The following is a 17,066-nucleotide window of genomic DNA, read 5'->3' on the forward strand; positions in this document are numbered from 1 at the left end:
CCGCCAGGGGGAGGTGGCACCGGCAAAGCCGGTGACGGAGGGGGCGGTCAGCGGCGCACCTGATAACAGGACGCCCCGCGACCTCCCCCTCCACCGTTCGGCTGACGCCGAACGGTCCCCCTCCCCCTGGCGGGGGAGGACTGAGCGCCGCCCCACCCACACCGCCACCCCGCAGGGTCCACGCCTCCACGGGGGGGCAGGAGTCTCCAGACCGGCGCGCTCGCCCGGAATGACGCCGGACCAAGCGTCACCGAAGCCGTCACAGCGCCTAAATCCTCCCCCGCCAGGGGGAGGGGGACCGTTCGGCGCAAGCCGAATGGTGGAGGGGGCGGTCAGCGATGCGCTTCATAACGGAGGATGCCGCCGACCTCCCCCTCCGTCACCGCTTCGCGGCGCCACCTCCCCCTGGCGGGGGAGGACCGGGCAAACCCCCACCGTCACCCCGGACTCGGTCCGGAGTCCACTTTTCCGCGAGGGGACGGCAAGAACCTCCAGCTCCACCCCCAACCGCCCGGCGGACTCCGTCACGTGTCCGGCGCGAGGAGGGCAGGAAAGGCGGCGCCACCCACCACCCAGCCCTTGCCAACCGCAGCATTCGTCCCGAAAGCGCAGGCATGTTCGATCTCGACGCCTATCTCGCCCGCATCGGCCTGCCGGCCCGCGTGACCCCCGATGCCGAAGGCCTCGGCCGCCTGCAGCGCGAACACCGGTTGGCGATCCCGTTCGAAAACCTCGACGTCCGCCTGGGGCGCGGGATCGCGATCGACAGCGCCAGCGTGTTCGCCAAGCTCGTCACCGCCAAGCGCGGCGGCTATTGCTTCGAACACAATCGCCTGTTCCTCGACGCGCTCGCCGCCTTGGGCTTCGACGCGCGCCCGCTGCTCGCCCGCGTCTGGCTGGGCGCAACCGAGGTGCCGCCGCTCACCCACACGTTCAGCCTGGTGACGATCGACGGCGCGGACTGGATCGCCGACGCGGGCTTCGGCGGCAGCTATGCGCCGGTCATGGCGCTGGTCGATGGCTGGGAAGTCGACGCCCCCGACGGCGCGCGCTTCCGTCTGACGCGCGACGCCGCGCATGGCTGGATGCTGCTGCGCAAGGGCGCTGCCGGCTCCACCGACGGCCGCGGCACGGGCGAGGGCTGGCAGCCGCAATACAGCTTCCACGAAACCGCGGTCGCCGATGCCGATCTCGCGCTGTCCAACCATTGGACGTCGACCGCGCCCGGCAGCCGCTTCACGCAGATGACGATCGCCAGCATCGTCCTGCCCCATGGCTTTGCCGGCCTCACCGATCGCCGCTACCACCGCCGCGCGGGCGATAACGACACCGAAAGCGAGATCACCGATCCGCGCGTCTACCGCATGCGCATGTCGCTGATGTTCGGCATCGACCTGACCGCGGACGAGGTGGCGGCGCTGGGGCTGTTCTAACGTCGGCCGGAGCGCCGCCAACCCCTGCCGCCCGAAAAGCCGCCGTGGCCGACCGTCACTTCGCAGGCGACGCCGTCGCCATCGCCGTCCATCTGGGGGCGATAGCCGGGTTGGTCGCGAAACAGCGGCGCCTTGCCGGCCGCCCGCACCGCGTCGCATCCGGGATAATAGACGACCGCGCTTTCAGCAGCAGGCGATAGGGGAAGGAGCGCATGCAGGTCGGCGGCTGCGCTCGTCCCGGGCGGCGTGGCCGCCAGCCAGACACCGCCGAACGTCAGCGCCGACAGGCTGGCCGTCAATGCGAGAAACCGGCGATCCATGATCGCTCGGTTATCATCCTTGTGTTGCTAAATGCTTAGGATCGCTGGTTTACCTGAAGCTTGCCGTTACACCCGTTCGGCGTTCAGCAGGTCCGCCGCATCGAGCCCCAGCAGGTCGATATAGCCCCGGATCCGCGGCCACTGATTTTCGATGAAGCTCGCGCGTTCCGCCGCGCGCAGCTTGTCCGCCGCGCCCGGCAGCACGAACATGCCGACGCCGCGCCGCACCTCGACATAGCCGTCGTCCTGAAAGCTCTGATACGCCTTGGCGACCGTCAGCGGGTTGGCGCCATGTTCGGCGGCGAAGGCGCGAACCGAGGGAAGCTGGTCACCCGTGCGGTAATCGCCGCGCAGGATCCCGGCGGCGATGGTGCCACGCAGCCGGATGTAGACCGGGCTGTCCTCGTTGCTGAGCGCTGTCATGGTTGTTTAATACACCAGTCGCGCAAAAGGTCCATCCCCAACCTTTCCGTCCGAACCTGCCTTAAAATCCGTGCGATCAGGGCCAGTGGCTGATCACGCGTGTCAGATCGGGACGGGGCCGTTCGTCGAGCGGCCGGCCGGGCGTGCCGAGGAAGACGAAGCCCGCGATCCGCTCGTGCGGCCCGCCGAAGGCATCGCGCACCTCTTCCGAAAAGGTCGGCCAGCCGGTCAGCCAGCCGCCCGCAAAGCCCATCGCATGCGCAGCATGCAGCAGGTTCATCGTCGCCGCGCCCGCCGACAGCTCCTGCTCCCAGCGCGGGATATGGCTGGTCGTGCTGGGCGAAGAGAGCACGACGACCAAAGCCGGCGCCTGATGCGCGAACTGCTCCAGCGATTCGATCTCGGTCCGCGCCGCCTGCGGGCGTTCCGCGCGATAGGCATCGGTGATCAGCGTCGCGAGCGCAGCGCGATCGTCGACGATGACGAACCGCCAGGGGGCGAGCTTGCCATGGTCCGGCGTGCGCGCCGCGATGGCGATCATCTGCTCGAGTTGCTCGGGGGAGGGGCCCGGCGCGACCAGGTCGCGCGGCTTGCCGGAACGGCGCGTGGTCAGCAACGAAAGCGGCGTGGAGGTGTCGTTGAACATGGCGCCCGCCATAGCCGCGAGACGCCGATGTTTACAGTCGCGGCTTTGTCGTTACTCTTGATACCATTAACGACGATGCGTGCGCAGCGATGCCGCACAGTTCAGGGAGCGTAACGAATGGTGGACACCCCGACCGCGGACAACCGCGGCGAGCCTGACATCAGCCATATCAATCCGGCCGCCGAAAAGACCTGGTTTGGCCATCCCCGCCAGCTCGCGCGCCTGTTCACCACCGAAATGTGGGAACGCTTCGGCTATTACGGCATGCGCGCGCTGCTGACGCTCTATCTGACGCAGCATTTCCTGTTCGGCGACCGCGCCGCGACCGGCCTGTATGGCGGCTATACCGCGCTCGTGTACCTGACGCCGCTGGTCGGCGGCTATCTGGCGGACCAGTATCTGGGGTCCAAGCGCGCGGTGAAGTTCGGCGCGATCCTGATGGCGCTCGGCTATTTCACGCTCGCCTTCGGTGGCCAGCCCGCCAAGCCCTATGCGACGATCGACGGCCAGCGTTACGACGTCGCGGTCGCGCAGGTGAACGGTGTCGAGACGCGCTACGTCATCGACGGCACGCAGAAACTGGCGATCAAGGGCAATGACGACGGCAGCGTCGCGCTGCTCGGGGCCGACGGCCAGCCGCAGCGCACGATCGCCAAGGGCGGCTTCGCGTCGGACGGCGAGCGTAGCACCTTCTACACGACGCTGATGCTCATCGCCTTGTGCATGATCTCGGTCGGCAACGGCTTCTTCAAACCCAATATCTCGACCATGGTGGGTGAGCTCTACGCGCAGGGCGATCGCCGTCGCGACAGCGGCTTCACCATCTTCTACATGGGCATCAATCTCGGCTCGCTGCTCTCGCAATTCCTCTGCCCGCTGCTCGCGGTGGGTATTCCGGGCGTGTGGGCGGGGCTCGGCTGGTGGGCGGGCTTCGGCCTCGCCGCGCTCGGCATGCTGCTCTCGTGGATCCTTATCCAGTTCGATGGCGGTCGCCTGACCGGTTACGGCGAACAGCCCGCCGGCCAGCCCGCCAACCGTACGATCGGCATCTATGCCGCGGCGCTGATCGGTATCCCGCTCTTCTACCTCCTATTCGTCAACCTGATGAACAGCGCGGAATCGACCGCGGGTGCGGGTTCGATCGTCGCCTATGTCCTGGCGCTGCCGCTGATGGGCAAATTGCTGTTCGGCACCTTCATCATCGCGGTGCCCGGCATCCTGATCTGGAGCTTCGTGTCGGGCAGCCGCACCGAATTCCAGATGATGCTGGCGGCGATGGTGCTCATCACCTTCAACGTCGTGTTCTGGACGTTGTTCGAACAGGCCGGCTCCAGCCTCACGCTGTTCGCCGATCGCAACACCGACCTCCACATCTTCGGCTATCCGATCTCGGCGGGGCAGACGCAGACGTTCAACGCGCTGTTCATCGTGCTCTTCGCCCCGGTGATGGCGGCGATGTGGACCAAGCTCGCCGCCGCGGGCCGCGAACCGTCGATTCCCGTCAAGTTCGGCATCGCGCTGATGGGTGTCGGCGCGGGCTTCCTGTTCCTCGTCTTCGGCAGCCGCTTCGTCGGGCCGGATTTCAAGGTCGGCATCTGGTGGCTCGCAGGCCTCTATCTGATCCACAGCCTCGCCGAACTGTGCATCTCGCCGGTCGGCCTGTCGATGATCACCAAGCTGTCGATCGCGCGCATCGTCGGCCTGATGATGGGTGTGTGGTTCCTCTCGATCTCGGTCGCGCAGTATTTCGCCGGCATGATCGCGCAGGTCGCCAGCGTCGAAACCGTCGGCGGGCAGGTGACGAACCTGAAGGTCAGCCTCGACACCTATAACGGCGTCTTCACGCTCATCGCCGAATGGGCGATCGGCCTCGGTATCGTGCTGCTGCTGCTCTCCTGGCCGCTCAAGAAGTGGATGCATGGGGTGAAGTGACGCAAACCCGTCACCCCGGCCGCAGAGCCGGGGTCCCGCTTTTTCTGTCTGCGGCGAGAGAAGCGGGACCCCGGGTCAGGCCCGGGGTGACGGGTTCTAGTCGGGCCGCTTCTCCCGCCCCACCACGCTCGTCACCGCGACGTCCATCGTCACATTCCCCACGGTCCGGAACAGGTCCGGCACCGTCTCCACCGCCACCAGCAAGCCCAGCGCCTCGATCGGCACGCCCATCGCGAAGGCCACCGGCGCCACGCTCGCGAAGAAGCTGATCGTCCCCGGCAGCGACACCGACCCCATCGTCGTGATCGCCGCGGTCGCCACCCCCGCCGCCAGCTGTCCCGGCCCGATCGGCACCCCCAGCCAGTGCGCGACGTACAGCGCCACCGCCAAATTCATCGCCGGACTGGTCGCGCGAAAGATCGCCACGGCCACCGGTAGCACGATCCCCGCGGTCGCCGGCGCGACGCCGATCGCTTCCGATCCCTTCAGCATCGCCGGCAGCGACGCGAGCGAGCTTTGTGTGCTGATCGCGATCCCCTGCGCCGGCGCCACCGCCCTGGCGAAGGCGCGCACCGGCACGCCCCCGAACACCCGCGCCACGACATAGCCTGCCAGCAGCACGATGAAGCCGATCGTCGATACCAGCACGATATAATGCACCAGCGCCCCGAACGCCGCCGCGCCCGTCCGCGCGCCGACGCCATAGGCAAGCGCGAAGATGCCGATCGGCGCCAGCTTCAGCACCCAGCCGATGATGACCAGCATCGCGTCGGTAATGCTCTGGAACAGGTCGGTCAGCCGCTTGCGCGACGCCGCCTCCAGCCGCGTGATCGCAAAGGCGAAGGCGAGCGTGAACACCGTCAGCGGCAGGAATGCGTCCCCGGATGCCGCCGCCACGACATTGGTCGGCACGATCGTGTTGAAGAAATCGGCCAGCGTCGGCACCTTGCCCATCACCGGCGCCGCAGTCAGCGCGGCTCGCAGCGCCTGCGACCACGCCTCCGGCAATGGCCAGGCATCCAGCAGCAGCGGCATCACCGCCGCCGACATCATGGTCGTCCCCCACAGCACCACGACGAACAGCGCCACCGCGCGCCCCGCGATCCGCCCGGCGCGCGCGGCTTCCGCCGTCGCGGCGATCCCGGTCACCAGCAGCCCGACGATCAGCGGCACGATCACCATCTGCAGGGCATGCAGCCACGCCTCGCCGATCGGCTGGGTGACGGTCGTCACCGCCAGCGCGGCGTCACGGTTCAGCGCGACCCCCAGGATACCGAGCGCGATGCCGGCGACGAGCGCCAGAAGGATACGGGTGGCTTGCGACATCGGGTTCCTTGGCGCATCGGGAAAACACGAAAACGCATAGCGGGACGGAAACCACGCGATGGCAAGGAAATACTTCGGCACCGACGGAATTCGCGGGCTGACCAACGCGGGCGCGATGACCGCGGCAATGGCGATGAAGGTCGGCATGGCGGCCGGCGCCTATTTTCAGCGCGGCGATCACAAGCATCGCGTGCTGATCGGCAAGGACACGCGCCTGTCGGGCTATATGCTCGAATCCGCGCTCGTCGCCGGCTTCACCAGCGCCGGCATGGACGTCATCATGGTCGGGCCGCTGCCGACGCCCGCGGTCGCGATGCTCACGCAGACGATGCGCGCCGACATCGGCGTCATGATCTCCGCCAGCCACAATCCCTTCGCTGACAATGGCATCAAGCTGTTCGGTCCCGACGGCTACAAATTGTCCGACGAGGCCGAACTGACCATCGAGGGCCTGATCGACAGCGATGTGCCCCTCGCGCCCGCCGCGCAGATCGGCCGCGCGCGCCGCATCGACGACGCGCAAGGGCGCTACATCCACTTCGCCAAGAACACCTTCCCCACCGACCTGCGCCTCGACGGCCTGCGCGTCGTGATCGATTGCGCCAACGGCGCCGCGTACAAGGTCGCGCCCTCCGCGTTGTGGGAGCTGGGCGCGGATATCATCGCGATCGGCGTCACCCCCAATGGCGTCAACATCAACAACGGCGTCGGCTCCACCGCGCCGCAGACGCTGTCCGAAACCGTCGTCGCCAGCGGTGCCGACATCGGCATCGCGCTGGATGGTGACGCAGACCGCCTGATCGTCGTCGACGAACAGGGCAGGGTGGTCGACGGCGACCAGCTGATGGCGACGATCGCCGCCGGCTGGGCGCGCCGCGGCCGTCTCGCAGGCGGCGGGCTCGTCGCGACCGTCATGTCGAACCTCGGCCTCGAACGGCATCTCAAGGCGCAGGGCCTCGGCCTCGTCCGCACCGCGGTCGGCGACCGCTACGTCCTCGAAAAGATGCGCTCGTCGGGCTACAATGTCGGCGGCGAACAGTCGGGCCACATCATCCTGTCGGACTACGGCACCACCGGCGACGGCCTCGTCGCCGCGCTGCAGGTGCTCGCCGAGTTGAAGCGCGCCGGCGCCCCGGCCAGCGAAGTGCTGCACCGCTTCGAACCGCTGCCGCAATTGCTCAAGAACGTCCGCTTCGCCGGTGGAAAGCCCTTGGAGGCGCAGTCGGTCAAGGACGCGATCGCCGCCGCCGAGGCCGAGCTCGCCGGCACCGGCCGCCTCGTCATCCGCCCGTCGGGCACCGAACCGGTGATCCGCGTGATGGCGGAAGGCGACGACGCGCGCCAAGTCGAAACGCTCGTCGATCGCATCTGCGACGCCGTCCGCCAGGCCGCCGCCTGATGCTGGCGATGCGCCCCGATTGCGAGCGCTGCGGTATGGACCTGCCCGCCGACGCACCCGGTGCGTTCATCTGTTCGATGGAATGCACCTTCTGCACCGAATGCGCCGATGCAATGGACGAACGCTGCCCCAATTGCAGCGGCGAACTCCTCGACCGCCCGACGCGGATCGGCAAACTGCTGAAGGCGAACCCGGCCAGCACGGAACGCCGCTTCAAGGGCTGACCCCCAATTCGTCATCCCGGCGAACGTCGGGATTCATGGAGACGGCGCCACCAGCGTCGGCGCACCACCGCGACATCACCGCCACCATGGATCCCGGCGTCCGCCGGGATGACGAATAAATTTGGTTCACGCGGAGACGCGGAGACGCGGAGGTGTTGCGTCTGGAGCCGCGGCAGCTTTCACCCATTCGGTTCAGATCGGGCCGCGCCTGTGGTGCGCGACACCTCCCCACAAGCGCAACCCTCCGCGTCTCCGCGTCTCCGCGTGAACCAAATCCCCACCGCCCCAGCCACCGCCGATAAAGGCTCACGCAAAGACGCGAAGCCGCAAAGAGGCCTCACCCGCCGCACCGCCGCTGATCGCGCGACGGCGCCACCACCCACGCAACCCCTTGGCGTCTTCGCGTCTTCGCGCGAACCAAAACCGCTGTCCTACACGCCCCCAAATATGCCATGGCACACCCTTATGGCTCACCCCACAAGCCACACCCCCGCCATCGTCATCGCTACGCCCCAGCACGGGGAGCGAGTCCGGACGTTACGTACCGTCCACTTCGTCCACTTCCGGAAACAATCATGATCCCCCGCGTCCTCATCATCGCCGGATCCGATTCGGGCGGCGGAGCCGGTATCCAGGCGGATATCAAGACCGTCACGATGCTCGGCGGCCATGCCATGACCGCGATCACCGCGATCACCGCGCAGAATACGCTGGGCGTGCAGGCGGTGCATCCCGTCCCCGTCGACATGGTCGTCGCGCAGATGACGAGCGTCCTCGACGACCTCGGCGTCGACGCGGTGAAGATCGGCATGATCGGCTCCGCCGCGACCGTCCACGCCGTCGCCGACGTGTTGGAAGCGCTCGACGTCCCCATCGTCTTCGACCCCGTGATGATCGCCACCAGCGGCTCCGTCCTCGCCGATGCCGACACGATCGCGGCGTTCGAGCGGCTGATGGGCATCGCGTCGGTGGTGACGCCCAACATTCCCGAACTGGCGGCACTCGGCGGCGAAGCGGCGGTGCTGGCGCATGGCTGTCACGTCGTCGCCAAGGGCGGGCATGGTGACGGGGCGTCGGTGACGGACCGGTTGCTGTCGCCCGGCGGAGAAATCCGTCGGCTCATCGGCAAGCGCTTCGACACCGACGATACCCATGGCACGGGATGCACCTTGGCCAGCGCGCTGGCAGCGGGTCTCGCCAGCGGACTGGGAATCGAGGATGCGTTCGTACAGGCCGTCCGCTTCGTCCGCATTGCGATGATGCATGCACCGGGTCTCGGTGCCGGCCATGGCCCGCTTGGGCATGCGCTCGGGGTGGTGCCGTTTGACGAACTGGAAGGCTGAATGCCCGGACTGAAGCACGAAAAGGCCTGCCTGCCCCCCGTCGCCGGGGTGGACGAGGCGGGGCGCGGCCCGCTGGCCGGGCCGGTCGTCGCCGCGGCGGTGGTGCTGCCCGCCAAGGGTACGCCGCGCGGCATCGACGATTCCAAGAAGCTCTCGGCCACCGAACGCGCTCGCCTCTGCACGCTGATCCAGACCCGCGCCGTTTTCGGCATCGGCATCGTCGAGGCGGATGAGATCGATACGCTCAACATCTATTGGGCGACGATGAAGGCGATGACGCTCGCGGTCGATGCGCTGACGCTCAAGCTTGGCTGCGATCCCGGCCATGTGCTGGTCGACGGCAATCGCCTGCCGCGTTGGTCCTACCCGGCGACGGCGATCGTCAGCGGCGACGCGCACAGCCTGTCGATCGCCGCCGCGTCGATCCTCGCCAAGGAAACGCGCGATGCGATCATGCTCGAACACGCGGCGGTCCACCCGCATTATCACTGGCATTCGAACAAGGGCTACGGCTGCAAGCACCATCTGGCGGCGCTGCTCGAACACGGGCCGACCCCGATTCACCGCCGCAGCTTCGCGCCCGTCGCGGCCGCCTACGCCCGAATCACGCCGGATGCGGCGGCGGGACCGCTGTTCACCGCCTCTGCCGCTAACCAATTTCATGGCTGAGTCTTTTGAGTCACACCCCCAGCGCTGGGGGACGCGCGGAATCGACGCTCCCATATCTTGCGGGGCCGAGTCGTTGGTCGGGCCGCTTAACGGGATGGCAAGCTTTATCGTTAACCACTCAGGCCTTGACGCGAGTCCACCATCTGACGCGAATAGAGGTCCAAGGGGGACGTAATGGCGGTTATCGAGAAGGTCAGGCAGCCGAAGGTTTCGGCGCGGACAGCGGCGCGCGCCAAGGCGATTAAGCCGGCGCCGGTCGACACGCGCGTGCTGCCGCTCGACCAGATCGTCCGCGGCGATTGCATCGCGGCGATGCGCGCCATGCCCGACAAGTCGGTCGACATGATCTTCGCCGATCCGCCCTACAACCTCCAGCTCGGCGGCGAGCTGTTCCGTCCCGACGGCAGCCATGTCGATGCCGTCACCGACGATTGGGACAAGTTCGACACCTTCGCCGCCTATGACGCCTTCACCCGCGCCTGGCTGGCCGAGGCGCATCGCATCCTGAAGGACACCGGCTCGATCTGGGTGATCGGCAGCTATCACAACATCTTCCGCGTCGGCACCGCGGTGCAGGATTTGGGCTATTGGATCCTCAACGACATCGTGTGGCGCAAAGCCAACCCGATGCCCAACTTCCGCGGCACCCGCTTCACCAACGCGCATGAGACGTTGATCTGGGCGTCGAAGGGCGAGGGCGCGAAATACACCTTCAACTACCGCAGCATGAAGACCCTGAATGACGAGCTGCAGATGCGCTCCGACTGGGAATTCCCGATCTGCGGCGGGCAGGAACGCCTGAAGAAGGACGGCGTGAAGGTCCACCCGACGCAAAAGCCCGAGGCTTTGCTCTACCGCATCCTGCTCGCCTGCACGAAGCCCGGCGACGTCGTCGTCGACCCCTTCTTCGGCACCGGCACCACCGGCGCGGTGGCAAAGCGCCTGGGCCGCCACTGGATCGGCATCGAGCGTGAGGGCGATTACATCGCCGCCGCCGAGGAACGCATCGCCGCCGCGCTGCCGCTCGATGAATCGGCACTGTCGACGATGCAGTCGCCCCGCCAGCAGCCCAAGGTCGCCTTCGGCGTGCTGGTCGAAAACGGCTATCTCCAGCCCGGCGCGGTGCTCACCGACACCAAGCGCCGCTTCCGCGTGACGGTCCGCGCCGACGGCAGCCTGCTGTCGGACTGCGGCGCCAGCGGCTCGATCCACAAGCTCGGCGCGGCGCTGCAAGGCGCCCCCGCCTGCAATGGCTGGACCTTCTGGCAGCATGAAGCCGGCGGCAAGCTCCAGCCGATCGACACGCTGAGACAGACCTACCTGCTCGCGACCCAACCGTAACGCCCCCTCGGCAAAGGGGGGAGGAGCGGGTGCCTGCTTCCTCCCGTCACCCCGGACTTGTTCCGGGGTCCACCGGGCCGCAGGGAACGGCAAGAGCCTCCAGTCGCCCCCCTCGCCGCGGAGTGGAGCCCGAACCAAGTTCGGGGTGACGGGGGACGACGACCGACACCAAATTCCTCCCCCGCCAGGGGGAGGTGGCACCGCAAAGCGGTGACGGAGGGGGCGGCAAGCGATGCCCCTCGTTGCCGACACCCGACCGCCTCTTGCCTTGTCGACCCACAGCAAGGACACGGGAACGATGACCCTCCACCTTCGCCCCGTCCAGTTCGTCGACACCCCCGTTACCCAGGCGGACGGCGGCGTCGCCCGCCTCGCCGGCGGCCTGCAATGGTTCGCGGCCTATGAGGTGATCGAGAACGGCACCAAACGCACCGTCCCGGTTGCCGATATCGCCTCCCTCGGCGATCGCGCGCAGACGCTCCACGCCGCGATCACCGCGCCGCGCCCCCCGCTCGTCCTCGGCGACCGCACGCTCCGCCTCGACCAGCCGCTCGTCGCCGGTATCCTCAACGTCACGCCGGACAGCTTCTCCGACGGCGGCCAGCACAGCGCCGATCCCGCCGCCGCCGCCGCGGCCGGCGTCGACATGGCCGCCGCCGGTGCCGCGCTGATCGACCTCGGCGGCGAATCCACCCGGCCCGGCGCCGCGCAGGTTTGGGAAGGCGACGAGATCGCCCGCATCCAGCCGGTCGTCGAACGCCTCGCCCGCAGCGGCACGCTCGTCTCGATCGACACCCGCAAGGCTGCGGTGATGGAAGCCGCGCTCGCCGCCGGCGCGCAGATCGTCAACGACGTCTCCGCTTTGCTCTGGGACGATCGTGCGCTCGCTGTCGTAGCGCAGGCCAGTTGCCCCGTCGTGCTGATGCACTCGCCCGACCCCAAGGAGGGTGGCCACGCTCGCACCGGCTATCGCGACGTGCTGACCGAAGTGTTCGACTGGCTCGAGGCTCGGATCGCCGCAGTGACGGCCGCCGGCATCGACCGGTCGCGCATCATCGTCGATCCCGGCATCGGCTTCGGCAAGACGCTGTCGGAGAATCTCGCGCTCCTCAACGGCCTCGCACTGTTCCACGGTCTCGGCTGCCCGATCATGCTCGGCGCCAGTCGCAAGCGGATGATCGGCGCGCTGGACAATGAAGCCCCGGTGGCGGCGCGCCTTGGCGGCAGTCTTGCGCTCGCGCTGAAGGGGGCGGAGGCCGGCGTGCAACTCCTGCGCGTTCATGACGTTTCCGCAACGGTTCAGGCGCTGCGCGTGTGGCGCGGCCTGCGTGACCGGGCCCTCGTGGGTGGCTGAACCGTAAAATAGTGTTGCAGTGCAGCATAGCGCGCGGATGTGCGTTATGGCCGCTCCGTCATCATTCGTGAGGTTCCATGATCGTCGCATCCTCCCCTCGACTGAACCGTATCATCGCCGAGGTCTGGAAGCCGCTGACGCTCCTGTTCGTCTGGGACGTCATCGTCACGGTCACCTATTACGTCCTGCCGTTCAAGGCGCCGTCGCTGCCGCTGACGCTGTTCGGGTCGGTGCTGGCGCTGTTCCTGGGCACGCGCGCCAATTCGGCCTATGCGCGCTGGTGGGAAGGGCGTTCGCTGTGGGGACTGATGATCAACGCCTCGCGCAACATCAGCCGCGAAGCGCGCAACTTCCTGCCGGCCGAAGAGGCGCATGACCTGCGCCGCACGATCGTGCTGCGCCAGATTGCCTATGTGAACGCGCTACGCTGCCAGCTGCGCAAGCAGCCGGTCGACGAACAGGTGTTGAAATATCTGTCGCGCGGCGAGGCGGAGCCGGCGCTCGCCCGCACCAACATCGCCAACGGCCTGCTCGACGGCACCGGCCGCCGTATCGACGATGCGCGCCGCGCCGGGCTGATCGATACGATCCAGCAGACGCGGATGGAATCGACCCTGGTCGACATCGCCAATTCGCAAGGGGGGATGGAGCGGCTCAAGAATACGCCGCTGCCGAACCAGTTCCGCTTCTTCCCGACGCTGTTCACCCACGTCTTCTGCATCCTGCTGCCGATCGGCCTCGTCGAGACGTTGGGCTTCGCGACGCCGCTGGGGTCGACCGTGGCGGGGCTGATGTTCCTCGCGGTGCTCGCGATCGGTGACGATCTGGTCGATCCGTTCGCCAATACGGTTCACGATCTGCCGCTGACCGCGATGTGCCGGACGATCGAGATCGATCTGCTCCAGTCGATCGGTGACGAGGCACCCCCACCGCTGACCCCGGTCAAAGGCGTGCTCTGGTAGACTAAAGCGTGTAGCCGCCATCGCTGAGCAGGCAGCTGCCGGTGACCAGCGCGGCGGCGTCGGACAGCAGGAAGCCGATCTGCGCGGCAATCTCCTCCGCCTTGGCATAGCGGCCCAGTGGCGTGGCCATCGCCGCCATTTCCGCAAAGGCGGCGTCACGACCGATCGTGGCGACCCGGTTCGCAAACATCGGGATCGCATCCCACACCGGGGTTTCCACTCCGGCCGGGGCGATGGCGTTGACGCGGATGCGCCGCGCCGCGGCTTCCTTGGCGGCGACCTTCACCAGATGGATCAGCGCCGCCTTCGACGCGCCATAGGCGGCGACGCCCACCTCCGCCTTGATCCCCGCTGCCGATGCGGTCGCGACGATCGCGCCGCCGTCCGCCATCGCCCGCAACGCCGCGCGCAGCGTCAGGAACGCGCCATCCAGGTTCACCGACAGGATGCGTCGCCATTCGGCGAAGTCGAGGTCGGCGATGACGCCCGCGCCGGCCACCCCGGCATTGACCACCGCGCCGTCGATGCCGGCAAGATAGGGTGCGGCGCTGTCCCAGAACGCCTCGTCCGCGACATCGCCGGGCAGCAGGTCCAGCGTGCATGGCAGGTCGATCGCGGCCAGCGCCGCCGCCTCGCGATCGACCAGCACCAGCCGGCGCGCGCCCTCGGCGGCGAGATGTTGCGCGGTGGCGAGGCCGATGCCCGATGCGGCACCGGTGACGAGGATGTGACGGTTCGCGAAGCGGCTCATGCCGTCCCGCATAGCAGGATCTACGCCGCGGCGTTATCGATCCCCAGCTCGCCAAGCTTGCGGTACAAGGTCGAGCGCCCGATCCCCAGCCGCCGTGCGACTTCGGTCATCCGCCCGCGATAATGGCCGATGGCGAGCCGGATCACGTCCGCCTCGATATCCTCCAGCGGGCGCAGGTTGCCGTCCGGCCGGAACAACGTCACCCCGCCGCCCGACAGCGTGGCGGTGCCCGCGCTCCCCGGCCGGCGATTGCCCAGCGAGGCGATCTGCGGGAAATCCGCCCGCGTCAGCGCCGCGCCCTCGCACAGCACTGCCGCACGAAACAGCGCGTTCTGGAGCTGGCGGACGTTGCCCGGCCAGTCATATTGCACCAGCAGCGCCAATGCATCGTCGGTGATTCCCAGCGGCCTTAGCCCCGGTTGCTGCGCGATCCGCGCCAGCAGATGCCGCGCCAGCGCCGGCACGTCGGCCAGCCGCTCGCGCAACGGCGGAATCGTCACCTGCACCACGTTGAGCCGGTAATAGAGGTCCTCGCGGAACCGTCCGGCGGCGACCTCGTCGAGCAGCGTCTTGTTCGTCGCGGCGATCACGCGCACGTCCACCTGCCGCGCATGACGCGCACCGATCGGCTGGATCTCGCCCGATTGTAGCACGCGCAGCAGCTTCACCTGCGCCTCGAGCGGCATTTCGCCCACTTCGTCGAGCAGGATGGTGCCGCCGTCGGCATCGGCGAACTTGCCGATCTTGCGTTCGAACGCGCCGGTGAACGCGCCCTTTTCATGCCCGAACAATTCGGATTCGACGAGGTTCGCCGGAATCGCCCCGCAATTGACGGTGACCATCGGTTTCTTGGACCGCGGCGAGGCGGCATGGATCGCATCGGCGACCACTTCCTTGCCGACGCCGCTTTCACCCTCCACCAGCACCGGCACGCGCGCCCGCGCCGCCTTGGCGGCGATGGCGAGCGCGGCGCGGAAATCGGGCGAGGAGCCGACGATCTCGTCGAACGCCAGCAGCGCCGGAATCTTTTCGGTCAGCGGCCGCAATTCGCCCGCCGTCGTGCCCGCCACCGCCGCTTCCAGCGCGGCGAGCAGGCGTTCGGGCGCCAGCGGCTTCACCAGGAAATCGGTCGCGCCCGCGCGCATCGCCGCAACGGCATGCGCGACCGATCCGTTGGCGGTGAGCATCAGGATGGGGAGCGCCGGGCGTCGTTCGCGCAGCTCCGCGATCAGCGGGCCGGCATCGGCATCGGGCGCCCAATGGTCGAGCAGGATCGCGTCCAGCTGCATCCCGTCCTGCGTGCCGAGCTGCGCCAGCGCCATCTCGCCATCGGCGGCGAAGATCGATCGCCAGCCGGCGCGCGCGGCCAGCGCCGACACCAATCGCCGCTGCGCAGGTTCGTCGTCGATCAGCAGAAGCAGCCGCTGCCCGTTGCGCGTCATAAGGTTTTCCGTCCCGGTTCGGGGCAAGCGATACACCGTCGGAGTAAAGGCGGGCTTAAGCCGGTGCAGGCGTACCTTGCCTTGACGCCCATGGCGCTTTGCGGGCAGTGATCGTGCAACAGGGGCGAAGGCGCCACAGGCAAACAGGGGTTGGATGATGGCCGGCAACGGTGACATGAAGGCGCATGTGGCGACCTATTCGAGCGTCACGAAGATGCTGTTCTGGGGCGCCATCGCCTGTGCGGTGATCGCCGCGCTGGTGATCTGGCTGATCGCCTGAGCGCCCGCCGACATGAAGATCGCCGTTCTCAAGGAGCATGTTGACGGCGAGCGGCGCGTTGCCGCCACGCCGGAAACCGCCAAGAAATTCATCGCTCTGGGTGCGACCGTCGCGGTGGAAACCGGTGCCGGTGCCGCCGCCCGTTATGCCGATCAGGCCTATGCCGATGTCGGCGCCAGCGTCGCCGACCGCGCGAGCACGCTCGCCGGCGCGGACATCATCCTCGGCGTGCAGGGCCCCGATCCCGCCGGTCTGACGGGTGCCGCGGTCGGCGCGTGGATCGTCGCTGGCCTCAACCCCTTCGGGGACCGCGCGCGAATCGACGCCTATGCCGCCGCCGGCTACGAAGCGCTGGCGATGGAATTCATGCCGCGCATCACGCGCGCGCAGTCGATGGACATATTGTCGTCGCAGTCGAACCTCGCCGGGTACAAGGCGGTGCTCGACGCCGCGGCCGAATATGGCCGCGCCTTCCCGATGATGATGACCGCGGCCGGTACGGTCAGCGCCGCCAAGGTGTTCGTGATGGGCGTCGGCGTCGCCGGCTTGCAGGCGATCGCCACCGCGCGGCGCCTCGGCGCGCAGGTCTCCGCCACCGACGTTCGCTCGGCCACGAAGGAACAGATCCAGAGCCTCGGCGCCAAGCCGATCTTCGTCGAGAATGTGAAGGGCATCGAGGGCGAGGGCGCCGGCGGCTATGCCGGCGAGATGAGCGACGAATATAAGGCGGCGCAGGCCGAACTCGTGTCGTCGCATATCGCCAAGCAGGACATCGTCATCACCACCGCGCTGATCCCCGGCCGCCCGGCGCCACGCCTGATCAGCGATGCGCAGGTCGCCAGCATGCGCCCGGGCAGCGTCATCGTCGACCTCGCCGTCGAACAGGGCGGCAATGTCGAAGGCGCGGTGGCGGGCGAGATCGTCGAGCGCCACGGCGTCACAATCGTCGGCCACCGTAACGTCGCCGGCCGTCTGCCCGCCGACGCCTCGGCGTTGTTCAGCCGCAACCTGTACAACTTCCTCTCGACCTTCTGGGACAAGGATGCTGGCCGCCCGGTGCTCGACGCCGAGATCGGCGACGCCGTCCGTTTGACCAAGGACGGGCAGGTGGTGAACGCCCGGCTGCTCGGCGCATGAGGGGGGCTGTCCTACACGCTGGTCTTGGGCCTAGTCTTGCGCCGATGAACCGCGAATCGTTCCTCCGCTCCGCCGCTACGAACC

The 17,066-nt window shown here is 67.9% G+C and carries 17 protein-coding genes; 11 read left to right on the plus strand and 6 right to left on the minus strand.

All coding sequences use genetic code 11. The features are described from left to right. Nucleotides 1–614: 614 nt before the first annotated feature. A complete protein-coding gene (locus tag ACP690_RS02295) occupies nucleotides 615–1,433 on the plus strand; it encodes an arylamine N-acetyltransferase family protein (protein WP_244056780.1) in 819 nt (272 codons plus the stop codon). On the opposite strand, the gene ACP690_RS02300 is transcribed toward ACP690_RS02295, so the two are convergent. From ACP690_RS02300 to ACP690_RS02310, 3 genes are all read right to left on the minus strand, one after another. After that, nucleotides 1,430–1,753: an excalibur calcium-binding domain-containing protein gene (locus tag ACP690_RS02300; RefSeq protein ID WP_043059279.1), complete on the minus strand. Its 324-nt coding sequence runs from the start codon at nucleotides 1,751–1,753 to the stop codon at nucleotides 1,430–1,432. The genes ACP690_RS02295 and ACP690_RS02300 overlap by 4 nt on opposite strands. A 66-nt stretch (nucleotides 1,754–1,819) precedes the next feature. Then, nucleotides 1,820–2,176, minus strand: a complete 357-nt coding sequence (locus tag ACP690_RS02305; RefSeq protein ID WP_017980112.1) for a GntR family transcriptional regulator — start codon at nucleotides 2,174–2,176, stop codon at nucleotides 1,820–1,822. Between the two features lie 76 nt (nucleotides 2,177–2,252). Then, entirely contained in the window at nucleotides 2,253–2,822 is a 570-nt protein-coding gene (locus tag ACP690_RS02310; protein ID WP_426259993.1) for a nitroreductase family protein, read from the minus strand. Nucleotides 2,823–2,939: 117 nt separating this feature from the next. Between ACP690_RS02310 and ACP690_RS02315 the strand changes: the two genes are divergently transcribed. Continuing rightward, the gene (locus ACP690_RS02315) at nucleotides 2,940–4,754 is read left to right on the plus strand and encodes a peptide MFS transporter (RefSeq protein WP_426259994.1); all 1,815 of its coding nucleotides are present in this window, start codon (nucleotides 2,940–2,942) and stop codon (nucleotides 4,752–4,754) included. A 96-nt stretch (nucleotides 4,755–4,850) separates the two neighbouring features. Here the strand turns inward: ACP690_RS02315 and ACP690_RS02320 are convergent, their stop codons facing one another. Continuing rightward, nucleotides 4,851–6,080, minus strand: coding sequence for a dicarboxylate/amino acid:cation symporter (locus ACP690_RS02320; protein ID WP_426259995.1), 1,230 nt, complete (start codon nucleotides 6,078–6,080; stop codon nucleotides 4,851–4,853). 58 nt (nucleotides 6,081–6,138) lie between these two features. Here ACP690_RS02320 and glmM point away from each other — a divergent pair, with 58 nt between their 5' ends. The 7 genes from glmM to ACP690_RS02355 all read left to right on the plus strand — a co-directional run bounded on the left by glmM (nucleotide 6,139) and on the right by ACP690_RS02355 (nucleotide 13,372). Further along, nucleotides 6,139–7,479, plus strand: a complete 1,341-nt coding sequence (glmM, locus tag ACP690_RS02325; RefSeq protein WP_294286432.1) for a phosphoglucosamine mutase — start codon at nucleotides 6,139–6,141, stop codon at nucleotides 7,477–7,479. Continuing rightward, nucleotides 7,479–7,703: a DUF1272 domain-containing protein gene (locus ACP690_RS02330; RefSeq protein ID WP_426259996.1), complete on the plus strand. Its 225-nt coding sequence runs from the start codon at nucleotides 7,479–7,481 to the stop codon at nucleotides 7,701–7,703. The genes glmM and ACP690_RS02330 overlap by 1 nt, the downstream gene beginning before the upstream one ends. A gap of 575 nt (nucleotides 7,704–8,278) precedes the next feature. Continuing rightward, nucleotides 8,279–9,046, plus strand: coding sequence for a bifunctional hydroxymethylpyrimidine kinase/phosphomethylpyrimidine kinase (gene thiD / locus ACP690_RS02335; protein WP_078462239.1), 768 nt, complete (start codon nucleotides 8,279–8,281; stop codon nucleotides 9,044–9,046). Then, entirely contained in the window at nucleotides 9,047–9,715 is a 669-nt protein-coding gene (locus ACP690_RS02340; protein ID WP_063686548.1) for a ribonuclease HII, read from the plus strand. A 174-nt stretch (nucleotides 9,716–9,889) separates the two neighbouring features. Further along, nucleotides 9,890–11,056, plus strand: coding sequence for a site-specific DNA-methyltransferase (locus ACP690_RS02345; protein ID WP_426259997.1), 1,167 nt, complete (start codon nucleotides 9,890–9,892; stop codon nucleotides 11,054–11,056). 298 nt (nucleotides 11,057–11,354) lie between these two features. Further along, the gene (gene folP / locus ACP690_RS02350) at nucleotides 11,355–12,410 is read left to right on the plus strand and encodes a dihydropteroate synthase (protein ID WP_426259998.1); all 1,056 of its coding nucleotides are present in this window, start codon (nucleotides 11,355–11,357) and stop codon (nucleotides 12,408–12,410) included. Between the two features lie 77 nt (nucleotides 12,411–12,487). Continuing rightward, nucleotides 12,488–13,372, plus strand: coding sequence for a bestrophin family protein (locus tag ACP690_RS02355; RefSeq protein ID WP_017980102.1), 885 nt, complete (start codon nucleotides 12,488–12,490; stop codon nucleotides 13,370–13,372). 1 nt (nucleotide 13,373) lies between these two features. Here ACP690_RS02355 and ACP690_RS02360 read toward each other — a convergent pair whose 3' ends face one another. Together ACP690_RS02360 and ACP690_RS02365 are read right to left on the minus strand one after the other, a co-directional pair. After that, nucleotides 13,374–14,135: an SDR family NAD(P)-dependent oxidoreductase gene (locus tag ACP690_RS02360; RefSeq protein WP_426259999.1), complete on the minus strand. Its 762-nt coding sequence runs from the start codon at nucleotides 14,133–14,135 to the stop codon at nucleotides 13,374–13,376. 8 nt (nucleotides 14,136–14,143) lie between these two features. Then, nucleotides 14,144–15,565, minus strand: a complete 1,422-nt coding sequence (locus tag ACP690_RS02365; RefSeq protein ID WP_426260000.1) for a sigma-54-dependent transcriptional regulator — start codon at nucleotides 15,563–15,565, stop codon at nucleotides 14,144–14,146. A gap of 154 nt (nucleotides 15,566–15,719) precedes the next feature. Here ACP690_RS02365 and ACP690_RS02370 point away from each other — a divergent pair, with 154 nt between their 5' ends. Beyond that, nucleotides 15,720–15,845: an aa3-type cytochrome c oxidase subunit IV gene (locus ACP690_RS02370; RefSeq protein ID WP_017980099.1), complete on the plus strand. Its 126-nt coding sequence runs from the start codon at nucleotides 15,720–15,722 to the stop codon at nucleotides 15,843–15,845. Between the two features lie 12 nt (nucleotides 15,846–15,857). Beyond that, nucleotides 15,858–16,982: an NAD(P) transhydrogenase subunit alpha gene (locus ACP690_RS02375; RefSeq protein ID WP_426260001.1), complete on the plus strand. Its 1,125-nt coding sequence runs from the start codon at nucleotides 15,858–15,860 to the stop codon at nucleotides 16,980–16,982. Nucleotides 16,983–17,066 lie beyond the last annotated feature (84 nt).

The sequence above is a fragment of the Sphingomonas sp. DC4900 genome, from assembly GCF_049896485.1.
Taxonomy (GTDB): Bacteria; Pseudomonadota; Alphaproteobacteria; order Sphingomonadales; family Sphingomonadaceae; genus Sphingomonas; species Sphingomonas aquatilis.

What these genes read in the sequence shown, in the direction of transcription:
- ACP690_RS02295 (WP_244056780.1), top strand. Translation starts at nt 615, where the DNA reads ATGTTCGATCTCGACGCCTATCTCGCCCGCATCGGCCTGCCGGCCCGC.
- ACP690_RS02300 (WP_043059279.1), bottom strand. Translation starts at nt 1,753, where the DNA reads ATGGATCGCCGGTTTCTCGCATTGACGGCCAGCCTGTCGGCGCTGACG.
- ACP690_RS02305 (WP_017980112.1), bottom strand. Translation starts at nt 2,176, where the DNA reads ATGACAGCGCTCAGCAACGAGGACAGCCCGGTCTACATCCGGCTGCGT.
- ACP690_RS02310 (WP_426259993.1), bottom strand. Translation starts at nt 2,822, where the DNA reads ATGTTCAACGACACCTCCACGCCGCTTTCGTTGCTGACCACGCGCCGT.
- ACP690_RS02315 (WP_426259994.1), top strand. Translation starts at nt 2,940, where the DNA reads ATGGTGGACACCCCGACCGCGGACAACCGCGGCGAGCCTGACATCAGC.
- ACP690_RS02320 (WP_426259995.1), bottom strand. Translation starts at nt 6,080, where the DNA reads ATGTCGCAAGCCACCCGTATCCTTCTGGCGCTCGTCGCCGGCATCGCG.
- glmM (WP_294286432.1), top strand. Translation starts at nt 6,139, where the DNA reads ATGGCAAGGAAATACTTCGGCACCGACGGAATTCGCGGGCTGACCAAC.
- ACP690_RS02330 (WP_426259996.1), top strand. Translation starts at nt 7,479, where the DNA reads ATGCTGGCGATGCGCCCCGATTGCGAGCGCTGCGGTATGGACCTGCCC.
- thiD (WP_078462239.1), top strand. Translation starts at nt 8,279, where the DNA reads ATGATCCCCCGCGTCCTCATCATCGCCGGATCCGATTCGGGCGGCGGA.
- ACP690_RS02340 (WP_063686548.1), top strand. Translation starts at nt 9,047, where the DNA reads ATGCCCGGACTGAAGCACGAAAAGGCCTGCCTGCCCCCCGTCGCCGGG.
- ACP690_RS02345 (WP_426259997.1), top strand. Translation starts at nt 9,890, where the DNA reads ATGGCGGTTATCGAGAAGGTCAGGCAGCCGAAGGTTTCGGCGCGGACA.
- folP (WP_426259998.1), top strand. Translation starts at nt 11,355, where the DNA reads ATGACCCTCCACCTTCGCCCCGTCCAGTTCGTCGACACCCCCGTTACC.
- ACP690_RS02355 (WP_017980102.1), top strand. Translation starts at nt 12,488, where the DNA reads ATGATCGTCGCATCCTCCCCTCGACTGAACCGTATCATCGCCGAGGTC.
- ACP690_RS02360 (WP_426259999.1), bottom strand. Translation starts at nt 14,135, where the DNA reads ATGCGGGACGGCATGAGCCGCTTCGCGAACCGTCACATCCTCGTCACC.
- ACP690_RS02365 (WP_426260000.1), bottom strand. Translation starts at nt 15,565, where the DNA reads ATGACGCGCAACGGGCAGCGGCTGCTTCTGCTGATCGACGACGAACCT.
- ACP690_RS02370 (WP_017980099.1), top strand. Translation starts at nt 15,720, where the DNA reads ATGATGGCCGGCAACGGTGACATGAAGGCGCATGTGGCGACCTATTCG.
- ACP690_RS02375 (WP_426260001.1), top strand. Translation starts at nt 15,858, where the DNA reads ATGAAGATCGCCGTTCTCAAGGAGCATGTTGACGGCGAGCGGCGCGTT.